Annotated in this window: 22 protein-coding genes and 1 pseudogene; 15 read left to right on the top strand and 8 right to left on the bottom strand. The window is 36.5% G+C overall.

Translation table 11 applies throughout. The annotated features are described in order from the left end of the window. Positions 1 to 459: 459 nt before the first annotated feature. Both AAGD68_RS03020 and AAGD68_RS03015 read left to right on the top strand, forming a co-directional pair. Positions 460 to 1290: a hypothetical protein gene (locus AAGD68_RS03020; protein WP_341814366.1), complete on the top strand. Its 831-nt coding sequence runs from the start codon at positions 460 to 462 to the stop codon at positions 1288 to 1290. Between the two features lie 467 nt (positions 1291 to 1757). Continuing rightward, on the top strand, positions 1758 to 3032 hold the full coding sequence (locus AAGD68_RS03015) for an MFS transporter (protein WP_253308905.1): 1275 nt from the start codon (positions 1758 to 1760) through the stop codon (positions 3030 to 3032). Between the two features lie 520 nt (positions 3033 to 3552). Here AAGD68_RS03015 and AAGD68_RS03010 read toward each other — a convergent pair. Together AAGD68_RS03010 and rsmH are read right to left on the bottom strand one after the other, a co-directional pair. Then, positions 3553 to 3864 carry a hypothetical protein gene (locus AAGD68_RS03010; RefSeq protein ID WP_265016323.1) on the bottom strand — a complete coding sequence of 104 codons (312 nt, stop codon included), beginning with the start codon at positions 3862 to 3864 and terminating at the stop codon, positions 3553 to 3555. Then, on the bottom strand, positions 3861 to 4814 hold the full coding sequence (gene rsmH, locus AAGD68_RS03005; RefSeq protein ID WP_253309686.1) for a 16S rRNA (cytosine(1402)-N(4))-methyltransferase RsmH: 954 nt from the start codon (positions 4812 to 4814) through the stop codon (positions 3861 to 3863). The genes AAGD68_RS03010 and rsmH overlap by 4 nt, the downstream gene beginning before the upstream one ends. A 220-nt stretch (positions 4815 to 5034) precedes the next feature. On the opposite strand from rsmH, the gene AAGD68_RS03000 reads away from it, so the two are divergent. Next, positions 5035 to 6246 (top strand): MFS transporter, encoded by a 1212-nt coding sequence (locus AAGD68_RS03000; RefSeq protein WP_341814365.1) that lies wholly within the window; start codon positions 5035 to 5037, stop codon positions 6244 to 6246. A gap of 50 nt (positions 6247 to 6296) precedes the next feature. Here AAGD68_RS03000 and map read toward each other — a convergent pair whose 3' ends face one another. The 3 genes from map to ftsA all read right to left on the bottom strand — a co-directional run bounded on the left by map (position 6297) and on the right by ftsA (position 8911). Further along, positions 6297 to 7079 (bottom strand): type I methionyl aminopeptidase, encoded by a 783-nt coding sequence (gene map / locus AAGD68_RS02995; protein ID WP_253309684.1) that lies wholly within the window; start codon positions 7077 to 7079, stop codon positions 6297 to 6299. Between the two features lie 150 nt (positions 7080 to 7229). Continuing rightward, positions 7230 to 7631, bottom strand: coding sequence for a nucleoside triphosphate pyrophosphohydrolase (locus tag AAGD68_RS02990; protein WP_253309683.1), 402 nt, complete (start codon positions 7629 to 7631; stop codon positions 7230 to 7232). A gap of 41 nt (positions 7632 to 7672) precedes the next feature. Continuing rightward, a complete protein-coding gene (gene ftsA, locus AAGD68_RS02985; RefSeq protein WP_265016322.1) occupies positions 7673 to 8911 on the bottom strand; it encodes a cell division protein FtsA in 1239 nt (412 codons plus the stop codon). A 138-nt stretch (positions 8912 to 9049) separates the two neighbouring features. Here ftsA and def point away from each other — a divergent pair, with 138 nt between their 5' ends. Both def and AAGD68_RS02975 read left to right on the top strand, forming a co-directional pair. Next, positions 9050 to 9589 (top strand): peptide deformylase, encoded by a 540-nt coding sequence (gene def, locus AAGD68_RS02980; RefSeq protein WP_253309681.1) that lies wholly within the window; start codon positions 9050 to 9052, stop codon positions 9587 to 9589. Then, positions 9579 to 10400 carry a uracil-DNA glycosylase family protein gene (locus AAGD68_RS02975; RefSeq protein WP_253309680.1) on the top strand — a complete coding sequence of 274 codons (822 nt, stop codon included), beginning with the start codon at positions 9579 to 9581 and terminating at the stop codon, positions 10398 to 10400. The genes def and AAGD68_RS02975 overlap by 11 nt, the downstream gene beginning before the upstream one ends. 89 nt (positions 10401 to 10489) lie before the next feature. Here the strand turns inward: AAGD68_RS02975 and AAGD68_RS02970 are convergent, their stop codons facing one another. Beyond that, positions 10490 to 10762, bottom strand: a complete 273-nt coding sequence (locus AAGD68_RS02970; RefSeq protein WP_264329155.1) for a hypothetical protein — start codon at positions 10760 to 10762, stop codon at positions 10490 to 10492. A 520-nt stretch (positions 10763 to 11282) separates the two neighbouring features. Here AAGD68_RS02970 and AAGD68_RS02965 point away from each other — a divergent pair. Then, positions 11283 to 12608 (top strand): leucine-rich repeat domain-containing protein, encoded by a 1326-nt coding sequence (locus AAGD68_RS02965; RefSeq protein ID WP_341814364.1) that lies wholly within the window; start codon positions 11283 to 11285, stop codon positions 12606 to 12608. A gap of 345 nt (positions 12609 to 12953) precedes the next feature. On the opposite strand, the gene AAGD68_RS02960 is transcribed toward AAGD68_RS02965, so the two are convergent. Next, positions 12954 to 13907, bottom strand: coding sequence for a helix-turn-helix domain-containing protein (locus AAGD68_RS02960; protein ID WP_265044926.1), 954 nt, complete (start codon positions 13905 to 13907; stop codon positions 12954 to 12956). A gap of 964 nt (positions 13908 to 14871) precedes the next feature. Between AAGD68_RS02960 and ltrA the strand changes: the two genes are divergently transcribed. The 9 genes and pseudogenes from ltrA to AAGD68_RS02915 all read left to right on the top strand — a co-directional run bounded on the left by ltrA (position 14872) and on the right by AAGD68_RS02915 (position 21968). Further along, positions 14872 to 16122: a group II intron reverse transcriptase/maturase gene (gene ltrA / locus AAGD68_RS02955; protein ID WP_265044928.1), complete on the top strand. Its 1251-nt coding sequence runs from the start codon at positions 14872 to 14874 to the stop codon at positions 16120 to 16122. Between the two features lie 557 nt (positions 16123 to 16679). Further along, positions 16680 to 18473, top strand: a complete 1794-nt coding sequence (locus AAGD68_RS02950; protein ID WP_253309139.1) for a reverse transcriptase/maturase family protein — start codon at positions 16680 to 16682, stop codon at positions 18471 to 18473. A 168-nt stretch (positions 18474 to 18641) separates the two neighbouring features. Further along, positions 18642 to 18836: pseudogene (locus AAGD68_RS02945) on the top strand (PD-(D/E)XK nuclease family transposase); the annotation flags it as partial. Between the two features lie 452 nt (positions 18837 to 19288). Then, positions 19289 to 19432, top strand: coding sequence for a hypothetical protein (locus tag AAGD68_RS02940; RefSeq protein ID WP_265016318.1), 144 nt, complete (start codon positions 19289 to 19291; stop codon positions 19430 to 19432). Positions 19433 to 19469: 37 nt separating this feature from the next. Next, the gene (locus AAGD68_RS02935; protein ID WP_253309103.1) at positions 19470 to 19709 is read left to right on the top strand and encodes a reverse transcriptase N-terminal domain-containing protein; all 240 of its coding nucleotides are present in this window, start codon (positions 19470 to 19472) and stop codon (positions 19707 to 19709) included. Positions 19710 to 19856: 147 nt separating this feature from the next. Continuing rightward, entirely contained in the window at positions 19857 to 20456 is a 600-nt protein-coding gene (locus AAGD68_RS02930; protein WP_309166908.1) for a group II intron maturase-specific domain-containing protein, read from the top strand. Next, positions 20453 to 21226 (top strand): Rpn family recombination-promoting nuclease/putative transposase, encoded by a 774-nt coding sequence (locus AAGD68_RS02925; protein ID WP_265045489.1) that lies wholly within the window; start codon positions 20453 to 20455, stop codon positions 21224 to 21226. Before AAGD68_RS02930 ends, AAGD68_RS02925 begins: the two co-directional genes overlap by 4 nt. 20 nt (positions 21227 to 21246) lie before the next feature. Next, positions 21247 to 21771 carry a pyrimidine dimer DNA glycosylase/endonuclease V gene (locus AAGD68_RS02920; RefSeq protein WP_253309106.1) on the top strand — a complete coding sequence of 175 codons (525 nt, stop codon included), beginning with the start codon at positions 21247 to 21249 and terminating at the stop codon, positions 21769 to 21771. Next, a complete protein-coding gene (locus AAGD68_RS02915; protein ID WP_253309107.1) occupies positions 21744 to 21968 on the top strand; it encodes a hypothetical protein in 225 nt (74 codons plus the stop codon). The genes AAGD68_RS02920 and AAGD68_RS02915 overlap by 28 nt, the downstream gene beginning before the upstream one ends. Positions 21969 to 22049: 81 nt before the next feature. Here the strand turns inward: AAGD68_RS02915 and AAGD68_RS02910 are convergent, their stop codons facing one another. Continuing rightward, entirely contained in the window at positions 22050 to 22787 is a 738-nt protein-coding gene (locus tag AAGD68_RS02910) for a latrotoxin-related protein (RefSeq protein WP_264688116.1), read from the bottom strand. Between the last annotated feature and the right edge of the window lie 299 nt (positions 22788 to 23086).

Below are 23086 nucleotides of genomic sequence, written 5' to 3'. Positions count from 1 at the left end.
ACGTCATACCGCGATTCATTCGCGGTATCTCAGCCGCTAACACGTAGCAAGATACTTAACCGTCATACCGCCGCGGTATCTCTTAGCATAGATCCCGCTAACAAGTAGCGGTATGACGAGGTTATCGTCATCCCACCACGAACCGTCATACCGCCGCGGTATCTCTTAGCATAGATCCCGCTAACAAGTAGCGGTATGACGAGGTTATCGTCATACCGCCACGAACCGTCATACCGCGATTCATTCGCGGTATCTCTAGATCCCGCTAACAAGCAGCGGGATGACGATTGTCGATAAACCTAAATTACTTTAGCTATAGCACAATTAAGTAAATACGGCAATTTTACGCCAAAATTTTTTGTTTACGAACATAAATTTTCTATGCTATGATAAAAATATTACTTGACCTTAGGTTCTAAAGGTATTATGTAATGTTAATTATATATATTGAGGTTCGTTATGATAGGATTTGAAAGATTAGCAGGGGTTTTGGGTGCTTTAGATAAGAATGGTCATAATCTGGATGCTACAAAAAAAGAAGAGCTGAGAGTTTTCCTTAAAGGAGTGTTGGAAGGTAAAGAGGAAGAAACTTCAGAAAACATAGTAAGTGCATTCAGAGAGAAACTAAAAACAGAAGCTAAAGATGAACTTAAAGCTGATGAGGCAATAAAAACTGAAGCTAAAGATGAACTTAAAGCTGATCAAGCAACAATAACGGCTGCAAAAGCTGAACTAAAAGCTGATCAAGCAATAATAACGGCTGCAAAAGCTGAACTAAAAACCGAAAAGCTAAAAACTGAAGCTAAAAATGAACTATCAAATGAAATGCAAGAAAAAGTAAATAAACTTGAGCAGATAGAGAAGGAAAAAACAGACTTACAAACTCAATTGGGTGCAGCTAATACGCAAAAAACAGAATTAAGAAAACAATTAAGTAAGAAAGGCGAAGAATTAGAAGCTGAAAAGCTGAAAGCTGAGCAGGAAAAAACAGAATTACAAGCTAAATTCGATCAAGAAAAACAAGCACTAGAAGCTAAAAACAAAACAACTGAGCAACCAAAACAAGGCAATGGAGCACGGTACACCGCTACTGTTGGTATGGGTCTTGCTGCTGGACTGATAGCATTTACTGCACTTGAACGTACAGTTAGGTTAGAGATGTTAGTAATGATTGGTATAGCAGTAGCATCTGCACTCGTAGCTGGTAGTATTACATATGTAGCATTACCTAGTACTCAAGTAGATGGAGCGAAAGCACAAGAAGTAAATGAGAATGGGAAAAAGAAGTAACAAAGGCACTGGGCTGAAACCGTCATAAAGGAACCAGCGTCAGCTACTTGGATGACAAGAAGAGGGCGCTGGGATGAAATCATTATAGAGTGAACCAGTGTCACACTACTAGGATGACATCCTGACAATCGTCATACCGCTACTTGTTAGCGGTATGACGATTAATTATTCTGCGCGGGATGACAAGAAAGGAGCAGCAGGATGACGCCTCACCATGTCATTTGAGTAGCGGACACTGGAATGGCTTTGTTGCATCGCTAGCTATGATGGATTAAAGATAAAAAAGATGGAGAATATCAGTAGCTTATTATTCTGGTGTTTATAACAAGAACGGTCAGTGAATACCTAAATTTTAACAATCTCAATTATCACACACCATAATAAAACAGTCAACTTCACATGCTTAGGTTGCAAAATCCCAAAAAGCAGCCAGAATAGAATAAGCAAACATTTACGAATTAAATTTAGTGGATAATCACCAAATAAGGGTATTGATATCAACCATACTCTGCAGAATCGCAATATGGTATGACTACATGCTCTTCACTGATTTGATTAACATAATTAGCAGAGAGTTTTGTTTTGCAAAAGATGTCTACAGTAACATACTGCAATTATTTGGAATTGTAGGGCTAGGTGCAATTGTAAGGCCACTTGGTGCATTCATATTTGGTCACGTTGGTGACAGGTATGGAAGAAGGATAGCATTAATAATTACTATCTTGCTAATATCGATACCATCAAGTCTCATTGCATTTATTCCAAGTCACAATCAAGTAGGTATAATTTCTACTATATTGCTTCTTGCAATCCATGTGACACAAGGAATTGCACTTGGTGGTGAACAGGGAAGTTCTGTTTATCTTATAGAACATTTATCCAGTAGGAAAGAGAACTTAGGAATGTATTTTGGAATAATGGGCTGTGGTCGCTCCATTGGTGTCTTGCTTTCTGCGGTGATAGTAATTATCTGCAAAAAAACTACTGATTTTTGTACCTGGGGTTGGAGATTGCCATTTGTTTTCTCAGCTATTTTAGGATTAATTAGCGCGTATAGCATATACACATTGGGAGAAACTCCAGCATATGAAAAAAATCGAAAACAAAGAAATTTACCTGATTTGCCAATAATAGAGCTTATAAAGCGCCACAAGAGAGCTCTTATACTTGCTATTTTAATATCTGTACCTGTTAATGTTGCTGTCGGATTTACCATATTTCTTCGAACACTCGCAAAGGAAATAGCATCAGTGGATGTGTATGTAACGACATATATCAACGAAATTGTGCTCATTATAACCAGTGTATTAATGCCGATATCTTCAATAGCGTTTGGAATGTTGGCTGATAAAGTTGGAAAAGAGCGCACTGCAATCTTATTTATAGCAATTACAATGGCACTATGTTGTCCTGCGTTATCTATTGCATATTACTACAAAAATTACCTTATAATTATGCTTAGTGTAATGGCTCTTTCTATAATAGAAAGAGGTATAGTTCCCATAGGAATAGTTGCATCTGAACTCTTTCCCACCAATGTTAGATTTAGTGGTGTGAGCTTATCACGCAACATCTCTTATGCGTTACATGGAGGATTTACTCCTATGGTTTGTATTTGGTTGACTGTAACATTTCCTCAAACAAACCTTGCTGCTGGGCTTTATATAGTCTTCTGCTTGTTGATCAGTGTGGTAGCAATATTGCAAATAAAACCGCAAGATAAAAAATGTGATTGGTCTTAGTTTTCTCTTATGTGATTTGATAGTGATCTCCACCGGAAAAGGGTTTCATCTAAGTAGCTGACACCCTGACAACCGTCATCCTGCTGCTTGTTAGCGGGATCTAGAGATACCGTAACGGTATGACGTAGGACTGCTGTCATTCCAGTCTGGAATCCAGAAAAAAGGGGCTACTTGGATGACACCCTGACAACCGTCATCCCGCTGCTTGTTAGCGGGATCTATGTTAAGAGATACCGCGAATGAATCGCGGTATGACGTAGGACTGCTGTCATCCCAGTGCCCAGACACTGGGATCCAGGAATTTTATTAAGTTGGTAAGCATAAAAATAGCTGTTTTACGTTAAAATACAATGTTTTTGATGATTATGGAAAGGCTGGATCCCAGTGTCAAGCACTGGGATGACACCATTTGTTGTAAACTCACTTTTACTCTATGGTTATACTACCTTGCCGCTATCCTGAACGGATACAAAGTAAGTTTTATTGTGATGTGCTCATCTGTAAAAAATAAGACTTAATCTCACTGTTGATCATGGATTTTAAGTTGTGCTAACACACTGCGGCCATTTAAAGAGTCAAGATTTTTAACCTGGCTAGCCAGTATTAAAGAGTTATTTTTTAGGTATTTCTTTACAAGGCTTGCAAGTCTTTTTGGATTATTCAAATAGCTCCACTCTGCTTGTAAAACTTTTATATCACTTTGTACTAAACTAATTTCACTTTTTATTTTTATTAGCTCTCTATTTAATGACTGAACATGTAGTTTTATCTTAAATAGTCCTACAATGCTAAGAAAAAACATAACTATTGAGATGATGCAGAAAGTTCTCATGACAACTTCTGTATAGCTCTTAGTTTTGCTGAGCGTGAACGCGGATTTGCACTTACTTCTTCTATACTTGCTTTGATCACTTTTTTATTTAGAAGAGAGAATGTCTTACAATCAGTAGATCTTGGCTCACATAGATCTTTAAAAAAAGTTTTGACTATACGATCTTCCAAAGAATGAAAGGTGACAACAATTAATTTGCCATTCTCATTTAAAATTTCAGATGCAGCTTTAATGCCCCTCTCAAGTTCTCCCAGCTCATCGTTTACCCATATTCTGATTGCCTGAAATGTTCTGGTTGCAGGATCAATTTTGCTTTTTCCACGGAACACCACAGAACGTACAATGTTCGCAAGCTCAAATGTAGTTTTGATAGTTTTCTTCTTCCGTGCACTTACTATTGCTCTTGCGATTTTGCGAGAATGATGCTCTCCTCCGTAGTTATATATAGTATTTGCAATTTCTTCTTCGCGTAAAGCGTTAACAAACGTTGAAGCGTTTATATAAGAAGAGTTATCCATGCTCATATCGAGTGGACCATCATGTAAAAATGAGAACCCTCTATCTCCGTTATCAAGCTGCATAGATGAAACTCCGATGTCAAAAACCACCCCATCCACTCCGTTTGATTTCATTCCAGCGCGTGACCAGTTATTTTTTCCAGTATCAAGTACTGGGATGACAGGAGATGGCTCAACGCTGCTTAGTATACTTTTAATATTACTAAACTTCTCAATGAATAGTTTTATTCTATCGGGATATCTAACGCTTAAATCATCATAAAACTTAGTTACCGTTTCATCTCTATCAATTGCATATACCTTGCAATCAGCTGACTCCAATATTGCTTTGCTATACCCTCCAGCTCCAAATGTGGCGTCCACGTATATACCACCATCCTGCGGTGATAGTAGTGATAGCATCTCTTTTAACAAAACTGGAGTGTGTGTCATAGTGCTCCATCAAAAGACTCTGTGCATACAAATAAAAATAGCTTCCCACTAAAACATATGGAAATATATAGGCAATAATATAAAAATACTTGAATATAGTCAATGATATAAAAATATTAAGATTTAATAAGATACTATTATTAATATAATGTTCAAATTTTTCTATTATATAAAAAAAAGTAATGTATATTACTAAATACTAAACAAACTATAGAAAATTATGCAGCAAATAACAAAAGTAATATTTTCAAGTTTGATTTGTAACACTTTATTGTGGTATGACCACATGCTTTTTGGCCACTTAATAAACATAATAGGTGGTGTGTTTTTTCCATCGGATGATCAACTAACCAGCGTATTGAAGGCTTTTGGAGTGTTTGCAGTGGGTTTCTTAATGAGACCAGTCGGCGCTGCTATATTTGGTCACATTGGTGATAAGCATGGCAGAAGAGTTGCCTTATTGCTCTCGATTATATTAATGACTTTATCAACCGTATTAATTGCTTTTGTTCCAGGTTATCAAAGCATTGGAATACTAGCGTCAATGCTGGTAGTTTGTTTAAGATTATTGCAGGGTATATCCCTTGGAGGAGAAGCAGGAAATGCACCATTTTTAATAGAACACGCTCCTAAAAACAAAAAAGGATTTTTTGGCAGCATTGAAGTATTAAGCGCAATTTTTGGTTCAGTATTAAGCCTGATAGCAGTACTCATATGCAAAAAAGTATCTGATTTTGAATCTTGGGTGTGGAGATTACCTTTCATTTTCAGTTTAGCAATGGGATTAATCAGCATATATATGAGATATATACTTGATGAAAGCCCAGAGTATAAAAGACAGAAAAATCCATCTAAACTGCCATTAAAAGAGTTATTGAATAGCTATAAAAAACCTTTTCTGATATCAGTTGGGGTTGATATAGTTGAAAACTCATCTCTTTACATATATCTGGTATTTTTCAATGTGCTTACATCAACAATAAATACTCATTTTAACCATATGGTAGAAATACTGAGTCAAATTGCGCTCGGAGGATTGACAATATTGTTTGCAATACTTTCTGATAAGGTAGGAAGAGAAAAAGTTATGAAATTTTCATTTATAGCTTTTGTAATAGTGAGTTATCCAGTTTTCTCAATGTTATGTAGTGGCAATTACTTACTCACTTTTACGGCACATATTCTTTTTATAATTCCAATAGCTGCATCGCTTGGTCCTGTCAGTGCATTTATGTGTGAATTATTTCCAACAAAGGTTCGGTACAGCGGATTTGGCTTGTCAAGAAATATAGCTGCTGGATTTTTTGGTGGCCTTGCACCATTTATATGCACAACAATTATCAAAGTTACAGGACAAGAGACTTCAGCTAGTTTTTACATGATTTTCTGTGCATTAATTGGGCTAGTTGCTATATCGCAAATTAAGGATTAGCTTTCTTCAAGATCCAAGTATAGTTGCAGTATAGCAGAGTTTAAAAAAATCTAATTATATGGTGGGAAGTGCCAATTTTTAGGTGATAATGTGAATATTTCAGCACCATCTTTAGTTACTCCGAGCGTATGTTCAAATTGAGCAGAAAGTGAAAGATCGCGTGTTGTCACTGTCCAGTCATCGATTTTACTGAGCAGAGTCTCATGTTTTCCAGCATTAATCATTGGCTCTATTGTAAAAAACATACCTTCCTTCAAGATGAGATTTTCATCTTGATCATAGAAATGCACTACATTTGGTGGAGCATGAAAGACTTTTCCTATACCATGTCCGCAGTAGCTGCGTACGATAGAATATCCAAAATCTCTAATATATTTCTCTATAGCAAGCCCTATTTCATTTAACTTATTGCCGGGTTTAACTTGTTTAATTGCTTCCATCAATGCATGATAAGTAGCGTCACACAAACGTTTTGCTTTTATTGATGGCTTGCCAACCCAAAACATGCGACTTGTATCACCATGCCAACCATTTAAAATCACCGTGACATCAATATTTAAAATATCTCCATCTTTAAGCGTTTTATCATCGGGAACACCATGGCACACAACTGCATTTTTTGAAGTGCAAATCGATTTTGGATACCCCCTATAGTTTAGTGGTGCTGGAATTGCACCTGCATTAATTATAAAATCATGACATAGATCATTTAACTCATTAGTTGTCACCCCTACCTTTACATACGGTGCAATGAAATCAAGAGTTTCAGCAGCAAGCCTGCCAGCCTTGCGCATAAATTCAAAATCTTCTTGTGAGTGTATAGTTATGTTCATATTTTCCATGTCTTATTGTAATTGGTACGCTTACTTGCAAGTACATAAATGTAATAACTTTACGTATTATGAAAATAAGCCCTATTGATCCTAGTGTCAAGTCATTTGTATGAAAGGTGGTCAAGCAAGAAGTCTATTTAATAATCTGAACTATACAACTACTATCTCAGGATAATCTGAAGGTTTTTTGTGATAGTAATCGATGCTATTAGAATTCACCTCAATGTAAGTATTGTAGATACGATTCTCAAAACCACCTCTCTCTTGTTTTTTAGAGATACGCTTTTCTTCAATTTGTTCTATAGATAGTCCACTTTCTTTGCCTAATGCATGTATGACCTCAAGTAAATCAGCTAACTCTTCAAGGTTTTCATCTGAGGTTTTAGAGGCAATAACTTCCTTTACTTCTTCTAAAAGTTTATCTTTGAGACGTTCAATGTATTCATCTTTTTCCATCACCCTCTCATAAACAATAATTCCATGGGAACGTATAATTTCAGTTGTATGATCACGAACAAGTTTATTAATTTTGAAACAATGTTTTTTATTCATAATGTTTCCTTTGACAGATATAAGAATTTCATTCAGTAAAATTAAACTGTAACTTTTGATTTAACCCAATGGTACAACTTACTTATTTTACCATCTTGACCGAGCATTCCAGAGTTATTCTTATAAAAAGTTTCAACTATTAGCTTTATAGAACCTATAGCAGCAGAAAATACAGGATTTTTATCATATTCGCCATCAAGACCGCTACAAGACTCAGGGCACCCAATTCGAACTTGCTTATTGAATATATAGCCTGCAATTTCCTTCATGCTTGTGAGTTGACTAGTTCCACCTGTGATCACTACTTTATTAATTGGATCTTTCTGCTCTTGAAATTGCTCTCTTACCATTTCAAGTATTTCTTCAACTCTTGGTCTTATGATGTTAATAAGCTCAGATTTGAATACTTGAGTAGGTTCATCATTTTCACTATTTTGGACTGTAATATATTCGTTCTCATCTATTGAAGTTACGATAGTGCTACCATACAGTATTTTTATATACTCTGCACGTTCTATGCTTGTGCATAGCCCGTAAGCAATATCTCGAGTGATATGAACGCCACCAATTGGAACGCTGCTTGCATACACAAGTTTCCCTCTTTTGAAAATTCCAATTGCAGTGCACCCACCGCCTATATCAACAATAGCAGTCCCGAGCTCTTTTTCATCTTCACTCAGACAGGCAAGACCTGCAGAATATGCAGAAGCAATACAACCTGCCATATTTAATCCACCATTATTGGTAATACAGTTTTCAATATTGGTAAGCGCTGGACGCGAAGCAGTGACAACATTAACATCAGCAGATAGTCTTTTTCCGTACAATCCACCAACTTCTTTTATGTCAGTCATGTCATCTAAGTGATATTTCAGTGGTATATTGTGAATGATAACATTTTCTTCAATATATTTCTCAAACGTCTGAAAAACTACACGTTTTATATCCCGGTCAGAAATTTCATGATTAGCTGCAATAATTTCATTATGTACATTAAAAGATGAGATGCCACATCCAGCAATGTTCACATATATCTGGTCTATAGTTTCCTCTGACACTTGCTCAGCTAAACCTATAGTTGATGAGATGGAGTAATTTGCGTGTTTTACATTAGTTATCGACCCACCGTTTACACCTTCTGCAATCTTATAGCCCGTTCCTGTCACTTTATAGCTGAAGTTGCCATTTATTTTAACGATTAGACAAATAATCTTTGTTGTACCTATGTCTAAAACAGCAAAAACGTTTCTCTTTGGTTTTGCTATTACTGCAGAGTACATTAGTTAACCTTATTACGCAATTTCATTTAAATTGTAGCTTTCTTTAATAATTTATATTTCTATTATAGATATAGCAACATTTTAATATACACTAAATTCTGGACAAAAGGAAAAGCAAAACATAGAATTATAATTTTTATGTCCATATTACCAATTGTAATTGCCCCTGATGAAAGACTAATCACACGTGCCAGTGAAGTAACAGATATAAACGATAAAATTAAAGAATTAGTAAACGACATGTTCGAAACTGTGTACGATGCAGAAGGTCTTGGCCTTGCTGCAGTGCAAGTTGGAGTGCTGAGGAGAGTTTTTGTTATGGACATTCAGCTCTCTCGAGCTGAAGACGAGCCAGTAGGGTATGAATCGACTGGCAAATTTTACATGATTAACCCTGAAATTACGGAATTATCCGATGAACAAGTAATTCTCAAAGAAGGGTGCCTTTCAATTCCAGAGCAAAGCTATGAAATTAAGCGTCCAAAATATTTGACTGTGAAATATAAGGATTTAAATAATGAGGAACAGACGCTAAAAGCTTGCGGCTGGCTCGCAAGGTGTATTCAGCATGAGCTAGATCACTTAAATGGCATATTATATATTAGACATTTATCTAAATTAAAGTATGATATGGCCATGAAAAAAGCACAAAAGGTTAAAAAGCATTATGAGCAATGAAGACCTAGAATTATTAAAATTTTACCATGAAGTGGGCGTTGATTGCACACTAACAGAGGGTGAAGAGGAAAAAAAGTTGGAGAGCAAAGAGGGTGTGCAACCCTCTGTTATCCAAACTGGGACCCAGAAGAAAGATGCAGATACGCGCTGGGGTGACACTAAAGATGGAAAAGACATGTTTCCAAGTGATTGGATAATTGAAGCAAGGAAACTTGCAAGTAAATGTAGTAGTGTGGATGAACTAAGAAGTGCAGTTGAATCATTTGAAGGTTGTGAGATAAAAAAAACTGCAACTAATACTGTTTTTTCCGATGGTAATCCAAACGCAAAAATTATGCTCGTTGGTGAAGCTCCAGGAGCAAATGAAGACCTTCAAGGCATACCATTTTGTGGTGCAAGTGGAATGTTGCTCGATAAAATGTTAAATGCAATCAATCTTGATCGCACTAAGGTATACATAAGCAATACCGTATTTTGGCGCCCACCTGGCAATAGAAAGCCAACCGACCTAGAGCTTGATATGTGCAGACCATTTGTTGAGAAGCATGTTGCACTGGTTTCACCGCAAATTCTAATTTTGGTCGGGGGAATTGCGTGTTATAGCCTTCTTGACAGCACAAAAACTATATCGAATTTGCGTGGTAGATTTCATACGTACACTAACCAATATTTATCTCACTCAATCACTACAGCTGCTATATTTCACCCAGCTTACCTACTGCGTCAGCCAATGCAAAAACGTTTAGCCTGGGAGGATTTAAAGAAGATTAGGGAGTATCTTAATAATACCAATAACTGTACGAATACTTAACACCACTGGTGTCAAGAAGTAGCCCGCAGAAACGAAAAAACTTACTTGACAAGTTTCGTCAGCCCCCTTATCATGAAACTGAAGCTATTTCATTTAACTTCGCAATCTGTGCAGATTAAAACGACAAGAAAACTTGTATTTGTCGTACTATGCTTAATTTTTTGCACGATGACACTCTCGCATATAAACTCACTACTTTCATTTGTTTCTTTCTCTCTATTTTCTTTTTTTCTCTTTATCAATCTCTCTATCAGTTGCCCGTATACATCCGATAAGCGTTTATCTGCTAACTCATCAGGCTCATATCGACAGGTAACAGTTAATGTTCTTTTTCTCATAGTTTCTCCTGTAAATGTTTTCATAGTTCAGGCACTCCTTTTTTCCATAAATCCATTTATCAGCTATTCTTGCGAAAAAGACGCAACTGTTAACCTTCGTTTTGTTTTACTTTTATGCACAATTTTGGAAACACATAGCGCTATCTTTCATCAATTAAGCTCTCTTCCAAATCATCAAGCTCCTCTTTTCCCTCTAATGATCTTCTTTTCCAAATGACACGTTCGAACTTTTCTTATAATAATTTTACTATACCACAAAACTAGCTATATTGGCCTACTTTTACCATATTTATATACGAACCAATTTGCTTAACTTCGTTGCAACAATTTCAACCTTCTATTTTCACAACCTTATTTTTACCAAACAAGCTCTCACAAAGATACGTACTTTTTTGCGGTTTTAGAAAAAGTAAATGAACAAATTTTTTGTGACGCTACAGAGTCTGGTATTTTCTACAAATTTTCACGTAATTTGTTAACAAAATTGACAATCACTGAAATACTGGCTAAAATATTTATATGATAATTTTAGTAAGGAGAAGAAATGGATTTTAATGAACATGTTAAGTACGGTGTCCTTTATTGTCATTGCGCCGTAAACGTAAGTGAACTAGTAAGCTTTTTACAAAATAGAACAGACGTTACAAAACTTAGTTTGCACAGAGCAGAAATTGGCAATGAAGTTGCAAAAGCTTTAGCTAATCTTACAAATCTTACTACACTTGATTTGAAATATAACAATATTGGCAATGAAGGTGCAAAAGCTTTAGCTAGTCTTACAAACCTTACTACACTTGATTTGACATGTAACAATATTGGTGATGAAGGTGCAAAAGCTTTAGCTAGTCTTACAAACCTTACTACACTTGATTTGACATGTAACAATATTGGTGATGAAGGTGCAAAAGCTTTAGCTAGTCTTACGAATCTTACTAAACTTGATTTGAAATATAACAATATTGGTGATGAAGGTGCAAAAGGGTTAGCTGAAGGTAATTTTACAAATCTTGAATGGCTTTGGTTAGGTAGTAACAAAATTGGTGATGAAGGTGCAAAAGGGTTAGCTGAAGGTAATTTTACAAATCTTACTAAACTTGATTTGAAATATAACAATATTGGTGATGAAGGTGCAAAAGGGTTAGCTGAAGGTAATTTTACAAATCTTGAATGGCTTTGGTTAGGTAGTAACAAAATTGGTGATGAAGGTGCAAAAGGGTTAGCTGAAGGTAATTTTACAAATCTTGAATGGCTTTGGTTAGGTAGTAACAAAATTGGTGATGAAGGTGCAAAAGGGTTAGCTGAAGGTAATTTTACAAATCTTGAATGGCTTTGGTTAGGTAGTAACAAAATTGGTGATGAAGGTGCAAAAGCTTTAGCTAGTCTTACGAATCTTACTAAACTTGATTTGAAATATAACAAAATTGGTGATGAAGGTGCAAAAGCTTTAGCTAGTCTTACGAATCTTACTAAACTTGAATTATCTGATAACAACATTGGTGATGAAGGTGCAAATGAGTTAGCTAATCTTATACATTGCGGGATAGGTTTTAAAAGACACCCTAAATTACAAATAAAATCTAAAAACAACAACAAATACTATGTTTGTGGCGGTATAGCAATTGGTTTGTTTTTAGGTTTGAGCATAGCATATCTTGCAGGAGCTGCTACTTTAACTCCTGTTGGTGCTGTTGCGGTGTTTCTTGTAGCTGCAGTAATTGGTGCATTAGTAGGTTATGGTGTTGGAAAGTTTTGCGAGAGAGTTAGTGAGGAAAAGCAAGAAGATCCCGATATAGGTACGTGTGATGCTGTTAAGAGCGTCCTTTCTAGTGTATGGACTACTGGGCACAATAAATCGCCAGTGTATTCTTAAATCTTGATTCAAATTATCAGCATATGCACAAGCTTTAAGTAACCTAAAGTCCAATATGTTGGCCTATTTTCATCCTATTTAGACACATACTAGCAATGATAGTTTCGCGTTTTTAGAAAGAATTAAAGCAGTCAAACAAGCATGTAGTACCTAAAGATACATTTCTTTGAAGATTTATGTACTTTTTTTTTCAACACTTTCCCAAATTAATTCCCATTTCTAGTTGCTTTTTAAGATTAGGAATAACTTATGATTGGTTCTGATATTCTGAAGTAAAAAAAACTTGACATACGAAATAATGTTTGTATTTTTACCATATTGTTTTCATATATTGTACTTTTTAGACTAGGAGGTATATATGGGTTTTCTAGATAAGCCAGTTATTGAAGAAATAGCATCAACAGAAATACCTAGTATAAGTAGATTATTTGCTACTTTTATCCCTTCTGCTTTGTCGATCTTTTCTCTGTAGATTTGCCTTCTTTCGGACAAAAATTCTATTAGTATGTTCAGTTCATCTCTTGATTCCTGATTATCAATTCTTTTGAATTCTCTCGTCAAACTTAATAGCTCATTTTCCGCTTCCTCGTCTTCACCTTCATAGTAATCTTCTTCCGTTATTAGATCTTCAGCATCCACTGATAATATTTCTGCAACTTTACACGCCACCTCGCTTAAAAAGGTACTCTTCCCTTGTTCATAGTTATGTATTTGTGAACGTGCTACACCTAGCTCTTTTGCCAATTCCTCTTGAGTATATTCTCTTATTATCCTCCATTTCTTCATCTCTTGTCCTTCCTTGTAACGCTTACAGACAACTAGCTCTTTGTTATCATATTCATCTATTGATAAGCCTGTTGCTTGGTAGATAATATCAGCATCAAATTCTAACTCGAGCATATTTTTTGCCATTCTTATTCTTGCTGCTTTTACATCACTTTCCTCTTGAGCTCGAATAAATTTGGTTAATGCATTAATTGCCTTGCGCGGTCCTCTCCCCTTTGTTTTCATGTATTTTCCCATGAAATCGTACGTCTCTTGCGCCTTATCTTTATCAAAACAACTGTCTTCTCTTGGTGGAGGAAGTAGATTACTAATAGGAACTGACAATGCCTTTGCTATACGTTTTAACTTTTCAGTTGGAATGCCACATTTTCCTTTTACATACCTTAGCAGCGTATAGTATTCTATACCTGTTTTATTTGCTAAATCTTTTTGGGTATATTTTCGCTTTAATATCCAGCTTCTTACATTCTGCGCTATTTCGTATCTTATGGAGATAGTAGTACGTTTTGCCATGCCGCTAACAGAAATAAACTACACATTATTACACAGGTGAGCATAAATTTACCATGAAAATGTTGACTTCAAGCTCTTTATTATGAAAGGTGTGAGAGCTAATGGTAGGCTTACGCTCGCACTTTTGTTAGGCCCTTGCACCAAAAATAAGTGTTTTTAAAGCTCTTTATAGCTCATGAATTCATTTGCCGGGGTTTTTAGGCGCTTTATAAGTGGGTTATAAAAAGATCTACAAAAGGACCTCTAAGGTGCGTAGTAGTATTCTAAAGCCACCTATGGGAGACATTTTTTTCATCAACGCATTCAAAACTTAAAAAAATAAACTAAAAATAAAGAAGTTGAATATTTTTTCAGAATTGTGTATAATTATTAATGCTTTTTAGGTTAGTTCGTTATGGCTCTTTCGAAGTTTCTCGATCCAAAGAATGATGGTGTGCTGCAGCAACAAACAGGGTAATGTTTGTGAGAAGCTTTATTGAAGATGAAGGAAGGTCCTTCGAAATCGGTTTTCAGGAGCAGGTTTCAAACCACCTTAAGTGGCTCTATTTAAGAGATAGGGTCATAAGCGTTAAGGAAAAATCAGCGTAAGAGCTGGAAGGTGTGGATCAGAAAGGCGAACGTAAGTGAACCACTGATGAACGTGTCGAAAAGGGAAGTGAACATCGAAAGGAGGAGTGAGTTGTTCTCCTCTTAAAAGCGTACAGGGAACCTGATTACTGTGTAGGCGGTGTTCGGCATAAAGGTGGCGTGAGTCTGATCTGGGCTTTAATAAGGAACTGCAGGAACCAGTCGATTTGATGCAAAGCGAGACAAGCAAGAGGCAAATCCTCAAGCTTTAGAGTAGCGATACAAATCACTGGGGCGGATCAACTCGTAGTAGTGAAGAAGTGGTTGTAATGACCATGGAGCGAAGGGGTTGAACTAGTCGACTTTAGTAAATCATTCAACTTGAAGGAGGATGAAAATGATTGAACGAACAAAGCCTTTTGATATACCGAAATCTCTAGTGTTTATGGCTTATAAAAGAGTTAAAGAAAACAGAGGAGGAGCAGGTATTGATGATCTAACAATTGAAAAGTTTGATCAAGACTTAAGCAAGAACCTTTACAGGCTATGGAATAGGCTATCATCTGGTAGTTATTTTCCACCTGCAGTTAAGGCTTGTGATATAACCAAGGCAGATGGAGGGACAAGGACACTTGGAATACCAACTGTCTCGGATCGTATAGCACAGGAAGTTGTAAGAAGTGTTTTAGAACCAGAACTTGAGAAGGTATTTGATGAGGATTCATATGGTTATAGGCCAAATAAATCAGCATTAGATGCCATAGGACAAACCAGGAAGCGATGCTTCGACCAAAATTGGTTAATAGAGTTTGACATCAAGGGAATGTATGATAACATAGACCACAATCTACTGATGAAAGCAGTCAGAAAGCACACTACAAACAAATGGGTTCTCTTATACATACAAAGATGGCTAAGTGCAGATATACAACTTGAAGATGGAACAAAGATAAAGCGTCTCAGCGGAGTGCCGCAGGGAGGTGTAGTTAGTCCTATCTTAAGTAACCTATTCATGCACTACAGCTTTGATGTGTGGATGAGAAGAAAATATCCAAGTGTAAAGTGGGCAAGATATGCTGATGATGGTGTTATACATTGTGTAAGCAAGATCCAAGCACAACTAATTTTAAGTCAACTTGAGCAGAGACTGAAGACTTGCAAGCTGGAAATAAAACATACAAAGACCAAAATCATCTACTGTCAAGATGGAAAACGAAAGGATAGTCATGAGAATGTGTCATTTACATTCCTAGGATATGAATTTCGCAAAAGGCTTGTAAGAAATAGAAAAGATGGTAGTCTATTTGTAAGTTTTACTCCAACCGTAAGTAAAGAAAGTCTGAGAAAGATGAAGAAAGAAATTAGAGGCTGGAAATTTGCTAGAAGAACAAACTTGGAAATAGAAGATATATCACGAATATGTAATCCAATTCTAAGGGGTTGGTTTAACTATTACGGGAAGTATCACATAACTGCGCTAGAGGACATAATAAGAATGTTTAATAGGAAACTCAGAAAGTGGTTTCAGACAAAGTACAAGAAGCTGAGTAGGCATAAAACCAAAGCAGCTAAGTTACTAGAAAGAATCGCAAAGAGTAGACCAAATCTTTTTGTGCACTGGAAATTAATTATAGGGTTAGGGCAATGACTAGTGGGAGCTTTATGAGACGCGAGTGTGCGCCGTGGTACGCATTAAGAAATACTTAGCAGAGCTAAGCGGGGTTCAGAATAAATGGCCTCGAGGTGAACAACTAACTTTAACCCGAAAGGGAAGGAGGACAAGAGCATGTATGTAAAGCGAGAGTTATCTGAAGATGTGTAAGATAACGGCTTGCAACACCTGATCAATATGGTTAAAGCTAAACTGCTTGAATTCTAATCTTCAGGGGTGGGACTTCACATCCATGGGTATCGCATTTAAAACCCCATGTCTACGGTAAGCACAGATTAAACTTTCGTTTGTGTGACATTCTGGCTGTAGAACAATAAGTAGTGAACTTATTTAAGAGGATGAATGGAAAACCTAAGTTGATCTAGAACAGTTCTTAGTGACGGAACATGGGATGACCTAAGGAACGCGAGTTCTATGGTTACGGAGTCATCGTAGTAGTCGTGAAAGTAACGAATCACCGGGGAGCGTGGGAAAGCCACATACAGGGCAAAGGGTGACAGATAATTGAATGTTGAAATTGGGAGGTACGCAAGATGCGGAAAGCTGAAACAATACTTAACATTATACGTGAACGTGGACAAAGAAATTTGCCGGTTAAAAACGTATATCGCCTACTTTATCAGCGTGATCTTTACCTTCGAGCGTATGGCAAACTTTGTCGTAATAAAGGTGCTATGACAGAAGGTGTGACAACTGAAACAGTTGATGGTATGTCTTTGGAGAAAATCGATAAAATCATAGAGGATTTACGCTATGAGCGATATCGGTGGACACCAGTAAAACGTATCTATATTTTAAAGAAGAGTGGTAAACGCAGGCCGTTAGGATTGCCAACATGGTCAAATAAGTTACTTCAAGAAGTAATCCGATTAATATTGGAAGCCTACTATGAGCCTAAATTTAGTGAATGTTCACATGGATTTCGACCAAAGCGTGGATGCCACACTGCATTAAGAGCAGTAATGCAAAAAGGCAGAGGTACAAAATGGTTTATAGAGGGAGATCTCAGTGCATGTTATGACTCAATTGATCATACTATGTTGTTGAAAATACTGAGTGAAAGCTTCCAAGATAACCGTTTTATTCAGCTAATCAATCGACTGCTAAAAGCAGGATATATGGAAAATTGGAAGTACAATAAGAGTCATAGTGGGGTACCACAAGGTTCTATTATTGGTCCAATTTTGAGTAACATATTACTCGATCGGTTAGATAAACATGTGGAACATATACTAATACCAGCAAATAACCGAGGTAAGCGAAGAAAGACAAATCCAAAATATTTAAGGTTAACCATGCAAGTATCGATGATGAGAAAACAAGGGAACTGGGATCAAGCAAAACAACTGCGTCAATTAGTGCAGGGTATGCCATCTAAGGATTCTTGTGATCTAAATTATCGACGTCTTTGGTATGTTAGGTATGCTGATGATATTCTGGTAGGGTTTGCAGGACCAAAAAATGAAGCTGAACAAATTAAAAATGAGATTGCTAAATTCCTCAATGAGGAGCTCAAACTTATGCTTAATGAAGATAAAACGCTTATTACACACGCGTGTGATAGCAAAGCCAATTTTTTAGGTTATAAAATACACGTCTTGCATGCAGATGATAAACATGATCATCGGACACAACGATGTATTAACGGTAGTATTGGGTTACGTGTACCACATCATATAAAGCAGAAAAAGTGTTCTGAATATATGCGTTGTGGAAAGCCTATACATTTACCTCAACGTACACTTGATACAGCTTACAGTATTGTTGCTCAGTATCAAACTGAATATCGAGGAATTGTACAATATTACAAAATGGCCTACAACCTTCACACACTAAGTTATTTGAAGTATGTGATGGAAGTATCATTAGTAAAGACTTTAGCATCTAAATACAAAACAACTTGCAGGAAAATTTATAGAAAATTTGGTGCAATGATTGAAAACGACGAAGGTGAAAAACGAAAAGTCATCCAAGTCAGAGTAGATCGTTTACCATCAAAGATACCATTAATTACACACTTTGGTGCTGTGTCACTAAAATGGAATAAATGGGTAAGTATAAGTGATAACCTTATACCAATATGGAATAAGCGTAGTGAAATAGAGCAAAGACTATTGGCACAAACTTGTGAATTATGTAAATCACAAGAGCAGATTGAAGTACATCACGTACGTAAACTTGCTGATTTGCTAGGTAAACGTAATACTGAGCTACCGAAATGGAAAAAGAGAATGATTGAACGACAGAGGAAGACTCTTGTTGTTTGTCATGAATGCCATAAGAAAATCCAATATGGAAAATATGATGGTGACTCCTTAAAACGTTAAATTATTGGAGAGCCACGTGATACGGAAACGATCATGCGTGGTTCGGAGAGGGGTTGTTGGAAAAGTACTTAACAAGTAACTCGCTGGCTGCCCACTCTACCTCACGTAGGGTTCTGCGAGGGGCCAGGAAGGAAGTTTTCCTGGTCTACTCTCCTCGCATTTCGCCGTATCTTTGGTACTGAAAAAAATAAAGGTATCCTTATTCACTTCCTCAATGATATTCTGGGTTTTGCTGGCAAAAATGCAATACAGGATATAGAGTTTTTAAGTACTATTCAAGACCCTGATATCGCCGCTAAAAAGCAAAGTATTGTTGATGTTCTCTGTAGAGATTCTACAGGTGCTCAATACATTTGCGAGATGGTGCGACCTGAAAGTCTTCGGTCATATTGTTTAAAGGGAGAGGAATTCCTTCAGAAAGAAACTGAAAGAGTTCTAAAACTTATTAAACCAGATGTTTTGCCATCTGAGTCTACGCATCAGTGCGAATCGGGTAACCGGTTGGTGCCGAGCGATGCGGACAATGAACCTCCTCTTGAAAAAGAAGATGCGTAATCGTAAGAGGAGCATAAACTACAAGCATCATGTGGTTGGAGGGCTAGGCTAGTGGTATGGTGAACGTAAGTGAAGCTTCGTAAGTATCGTAAAAATTGAAGAGCTAAAGATGCTGATAAGCTCTGACCAAAAGGTAATGTGGATAAGTTACATTTTTCATCTCTAGATGTACGCAAATAATAACTCCACCGGTATAGAGAAGTCACCTAACCCACTGTTGTATGACAGAAGGAACAGGGTAAGCCTGTATTTCCGCCTATATGGCAAGCAAACCGCAAGGAACGCTGATGAAAATGCAGGTAAAGGAAAATGGAGAAAGCGAATGCCATTTTGTAACGAAATGGATAGAATTTGTAACATTAATTCGCGTGAAAACGAGCAGACTTCCATTTGGTCCCTCGTGACAAGAAACTTTGTCAACCACTTAAGGTAGGAAAGCAGATGATTACAAGTAAAACTGTAAGTGCACCTACCAACAGCTCCGAAGCATGGAACCAGTTGCCATGGAAGAAATGCCAAAAGGTTGTTATGAGGCTACAAAGGCGTATTGTTAAGGCTGTTCAAGAAGGAAGATGGAGTAAGGTAAAATCTTTACAACATCTCTTAACACGCTCTTTTAGTGGAAAAGCTTTAGCCATTAAAAGAGTAACTGAAAACCAAGGAAAAACACAGCAGGTGTAGATCGTCAACTATGGTCAACTTACAATGCTAAATTTCAAGGAATAAAGCAGTTAAAACAAAGAGGGTATAAACCTTCTCCGCTAAAACGAATTTATATCAGTAAATCTAATGGCAAAAGAAGACCTCTTGGAATACCCACGATAAAAGATAGAGCCTATTACAAAAGGGTTCGATTTTCTCGGTTGTAATGTACGTAGATACAGCAAGAAATTAATTATTACGCCTTCGAAGGAAAGTGTTAAGAGGTTTCTTAAAAAAGCGCGTGCATTAATAAAAGCAAATATAGGTAGTTCACAAGCTGTAGTAATTAAATCACTCAATCCTCTACTAAGAGGATGGGGAAACTATTACCGTCATGTGTGTGCTAAAAAAGCGTTTAGTAAGATCGACAATGAAATTTGGCATAGTTTATGGAAATGGGCAAAGAAAAGACATCCCCGTAAAGGGTTACGTTGGATAAAGAATCGCTACTTCAAAGTAACGAATCATCGTCAATGGGTCTTTGCTACTTCTGTATGCAAGAACAAACCAAAGGAAATAAGGTTTATGAGCTTACTCAAACTAAGCGATATTCCTATTAGACGTCATATTAAAATCAGGGCGGATGCAAATCCACTTGACTTAAAATGGAAAAAGTATTTTGATAAAAGAGTGAAACGAACAAGAATGTTAGCAAGCTCTTTCTCAAGAGAAGGTTCTCTACTGTTAGTGTCACCACTAAAGATGCTGTTTTCCGAGGAATCATGAAAGACAAGCCGGTTCGAGAAAAGAAGAACTTAGATAAGGGGCTCAAGCGCAGTGCTGGGAAACCTGCATGCTGCGTTTCTAAGGGAGGGAGTAGTAGTAATACTACTTCCTTACCTAACCAGGTCGCTAAAACTAAAGGCTTTGAAAAACGCGCTCAATACTATGCAGCTAAAGCTTATTCAAGACAAGCTGATAAGGGCGATCAATACCATAACCTTAAGGAAATTATCTTCATTGCTATAGCAGATTGTGTACTGTTTCCTAATAAATCTGAGTACAAATCAAAGCATACTATTCGAGATGAAGACACTAATGAACACGATCTAAAAGATTTTTATTTTATATTTATTGAATTGCCAAAATTTCCGAAAACAAAAGAAGATCAGTTAGAAAATATAGTTGAAAAATGGATATACTTCTTTAAATATGCAGATGAGACTAGTGAAGAAGAGCTGGAAAAAATAATAGGTAGTGATGTAATAATTAAAAAGGCCTATGAAGAGCTAAATAGATTCAATTGGTCAGAGAAAGAATTTATTGCCTACGAACAGGAAATAAAACGTATTCTTGATGAACAGGCTGTCCTCGCTCAAAAACTCGATGATGCTAAACAAGAAGGTAGACAAGAGGGCATCCAAATCGGCGAAGAAAAAGGTGAAATGAAAGCTAAAATAGCAGTTGCAAAGAATCTACTTAAAGCAGGGGTTTCTATTGATATTATAGCTCAAACTACTGGTCTTACAGTTAACGAAGTCAAAGACTTAAGCTAATTCTATCTTTGGGTGTATAGATGAACATCTTTATACTAGATGAAAACCCAGCAATTGCGGCTCAAATGTTATGTGATAAGCATATAGTAAAAATGCCATTAGAAACTGCTCAATTATTGAGTAATGTTTTTTCAACAGCATTGAAAGTGCCAAATCCTTTTGTCAGTATCATAAATCAGAATATAGAAGTCCCATATAAACTGACTCACAACAATCATCCTTGTTCTTTGTGGGCTAGGCAATCGAAAGGGAATTTTTGTTGGTTGATAGAGTACGGAAGAGAATTATGTAAAGAGTACACTTGGCGATACAAAAGAAAGCATAAATCAGAGGAAGTAATAAATTGGTGTGATAGTAATAAGGATTTACTCATTTTTCGATCAACTGATATGCAAGCTTTTATACAAGCACTGCCGGATCAGTATAAATGCAGCAGTTCTGTGGAAGCTTATAGGAGATATTATCTCAAGGAAAAGATGAGATTTGCTAAGTGGGAAAATGGCAGAGGAGCACCAGATTGGATAATAGGAAATCCTGCTACGTAATACCACAGCTAATACAGCTCATAAATAGAGAAGCCATCCAAATCGGACATGAAAAAGGCATCCTAATCGGCGAAGAAAAAGGTGAAATGAAAGCTAAAATAGCAGTGGCAAAAAATTCACTTAAGGCCGTTGTCTCTATAGATGTTATAGCTGAAATCACCGGACTTTCCCTTGACGAAATCAAACAGACTTTCTGATCAATCAACATTAGTTAGAGAAACAGTAGGAGCAAGTAGCCACAAAAAATGCAAACACCTGCTCCTTCCTTCACTCAGGCTCTATCTGATCAATTCAGTAGAATTAGTTGTAATTGATACGTTATTTAAATTGGTTCTAGGACCAGATAGAGCTACAGCTTTATTAGTACTTACTGATGAAGGATCAACATTTGCCTTGTCCAGTAAAGGCATCATTTCTTTCTGCAACATTTGCTCGATTTTACCTTTAAAAGACATTGAGAATTTCTCCTTTTGCTCTAATGCTGGACAAGCTTTTTCTGCATATGAGTACAGCATACCTGAGATTTCATGATAGTTTCCCGCTATGACTTTCTTAAGTACACTTAATTGTACTTCTTGAAAATTAATTTTTAATTGTTGTACCGATATACCACAACGAAAAGCTGCTTGTTTTAGTTCTGCTTCAAACTTATCTACGATATTTAATGAATAGCCTTGTGCCTCTTGCAAAGAAATCTGTTTATCTGCTGAAGAAGTATACATTTGTCTTTTACCTCTCTTGGCCAGCAACATATCAGCTAATAGTATTCTTCCATTTATATCAGATTGTGCTGAAATGCTTCTAATGTCTGGCACCACTTTAGTTTTATCGTCAATTCCTTTTACAAATTCTTTATTTACTAAAGGCGCTGATAATAGAGTCTGCTTGTTGGAAACGCTTTGAAAAGATAATCGACTCATTATGTTTACAAACCAACCTCGGATCTGGAACAAAAGTGGTTTTAAATAAGGTTGATTGATAGAACGACGGCTACGGTTCCCATTCTCTACTTCCATCGAAGAGTTTGCTACTTGAATTGTTTTGTAGTTTCTTTCCTTTACCAAACAATACGTTCGAACTTTTCTATATAATAATTCTACTATACTATAAAGTCAGCTATATTAACCTACTTTTGCCACATTTAGATATGAACTAATTTGTTTGGCTTTGTTGCAACAATTTTGCGTTTTTATTTTCACAACGCTGCTTTTATTTAAATTGTTCTCACAAAGGTAGGTACTTTTTTGTGATTTTTGGAAAAGTAAATGAACAAATTTTTTGTGACGCTAAAGGGACTTGTGTTTTTATAAAAGTA

It is taken from the genome of Wolbachia endosymbiont (group A) of Machimus atricapillus, assembly GCF_964027095.1.
Classification (GTDB): domain Bacteria; phylum Pseudomonadota; class Alphaproteobacteria; order Rickettsiales; family Anaplasmataceae; genus Wolbachia.
The sequence above is the reverse complement of the archived record's forward strand: the minus strand, read 5'-3'. Positions and strand labels throughout refer to the sequence as shown.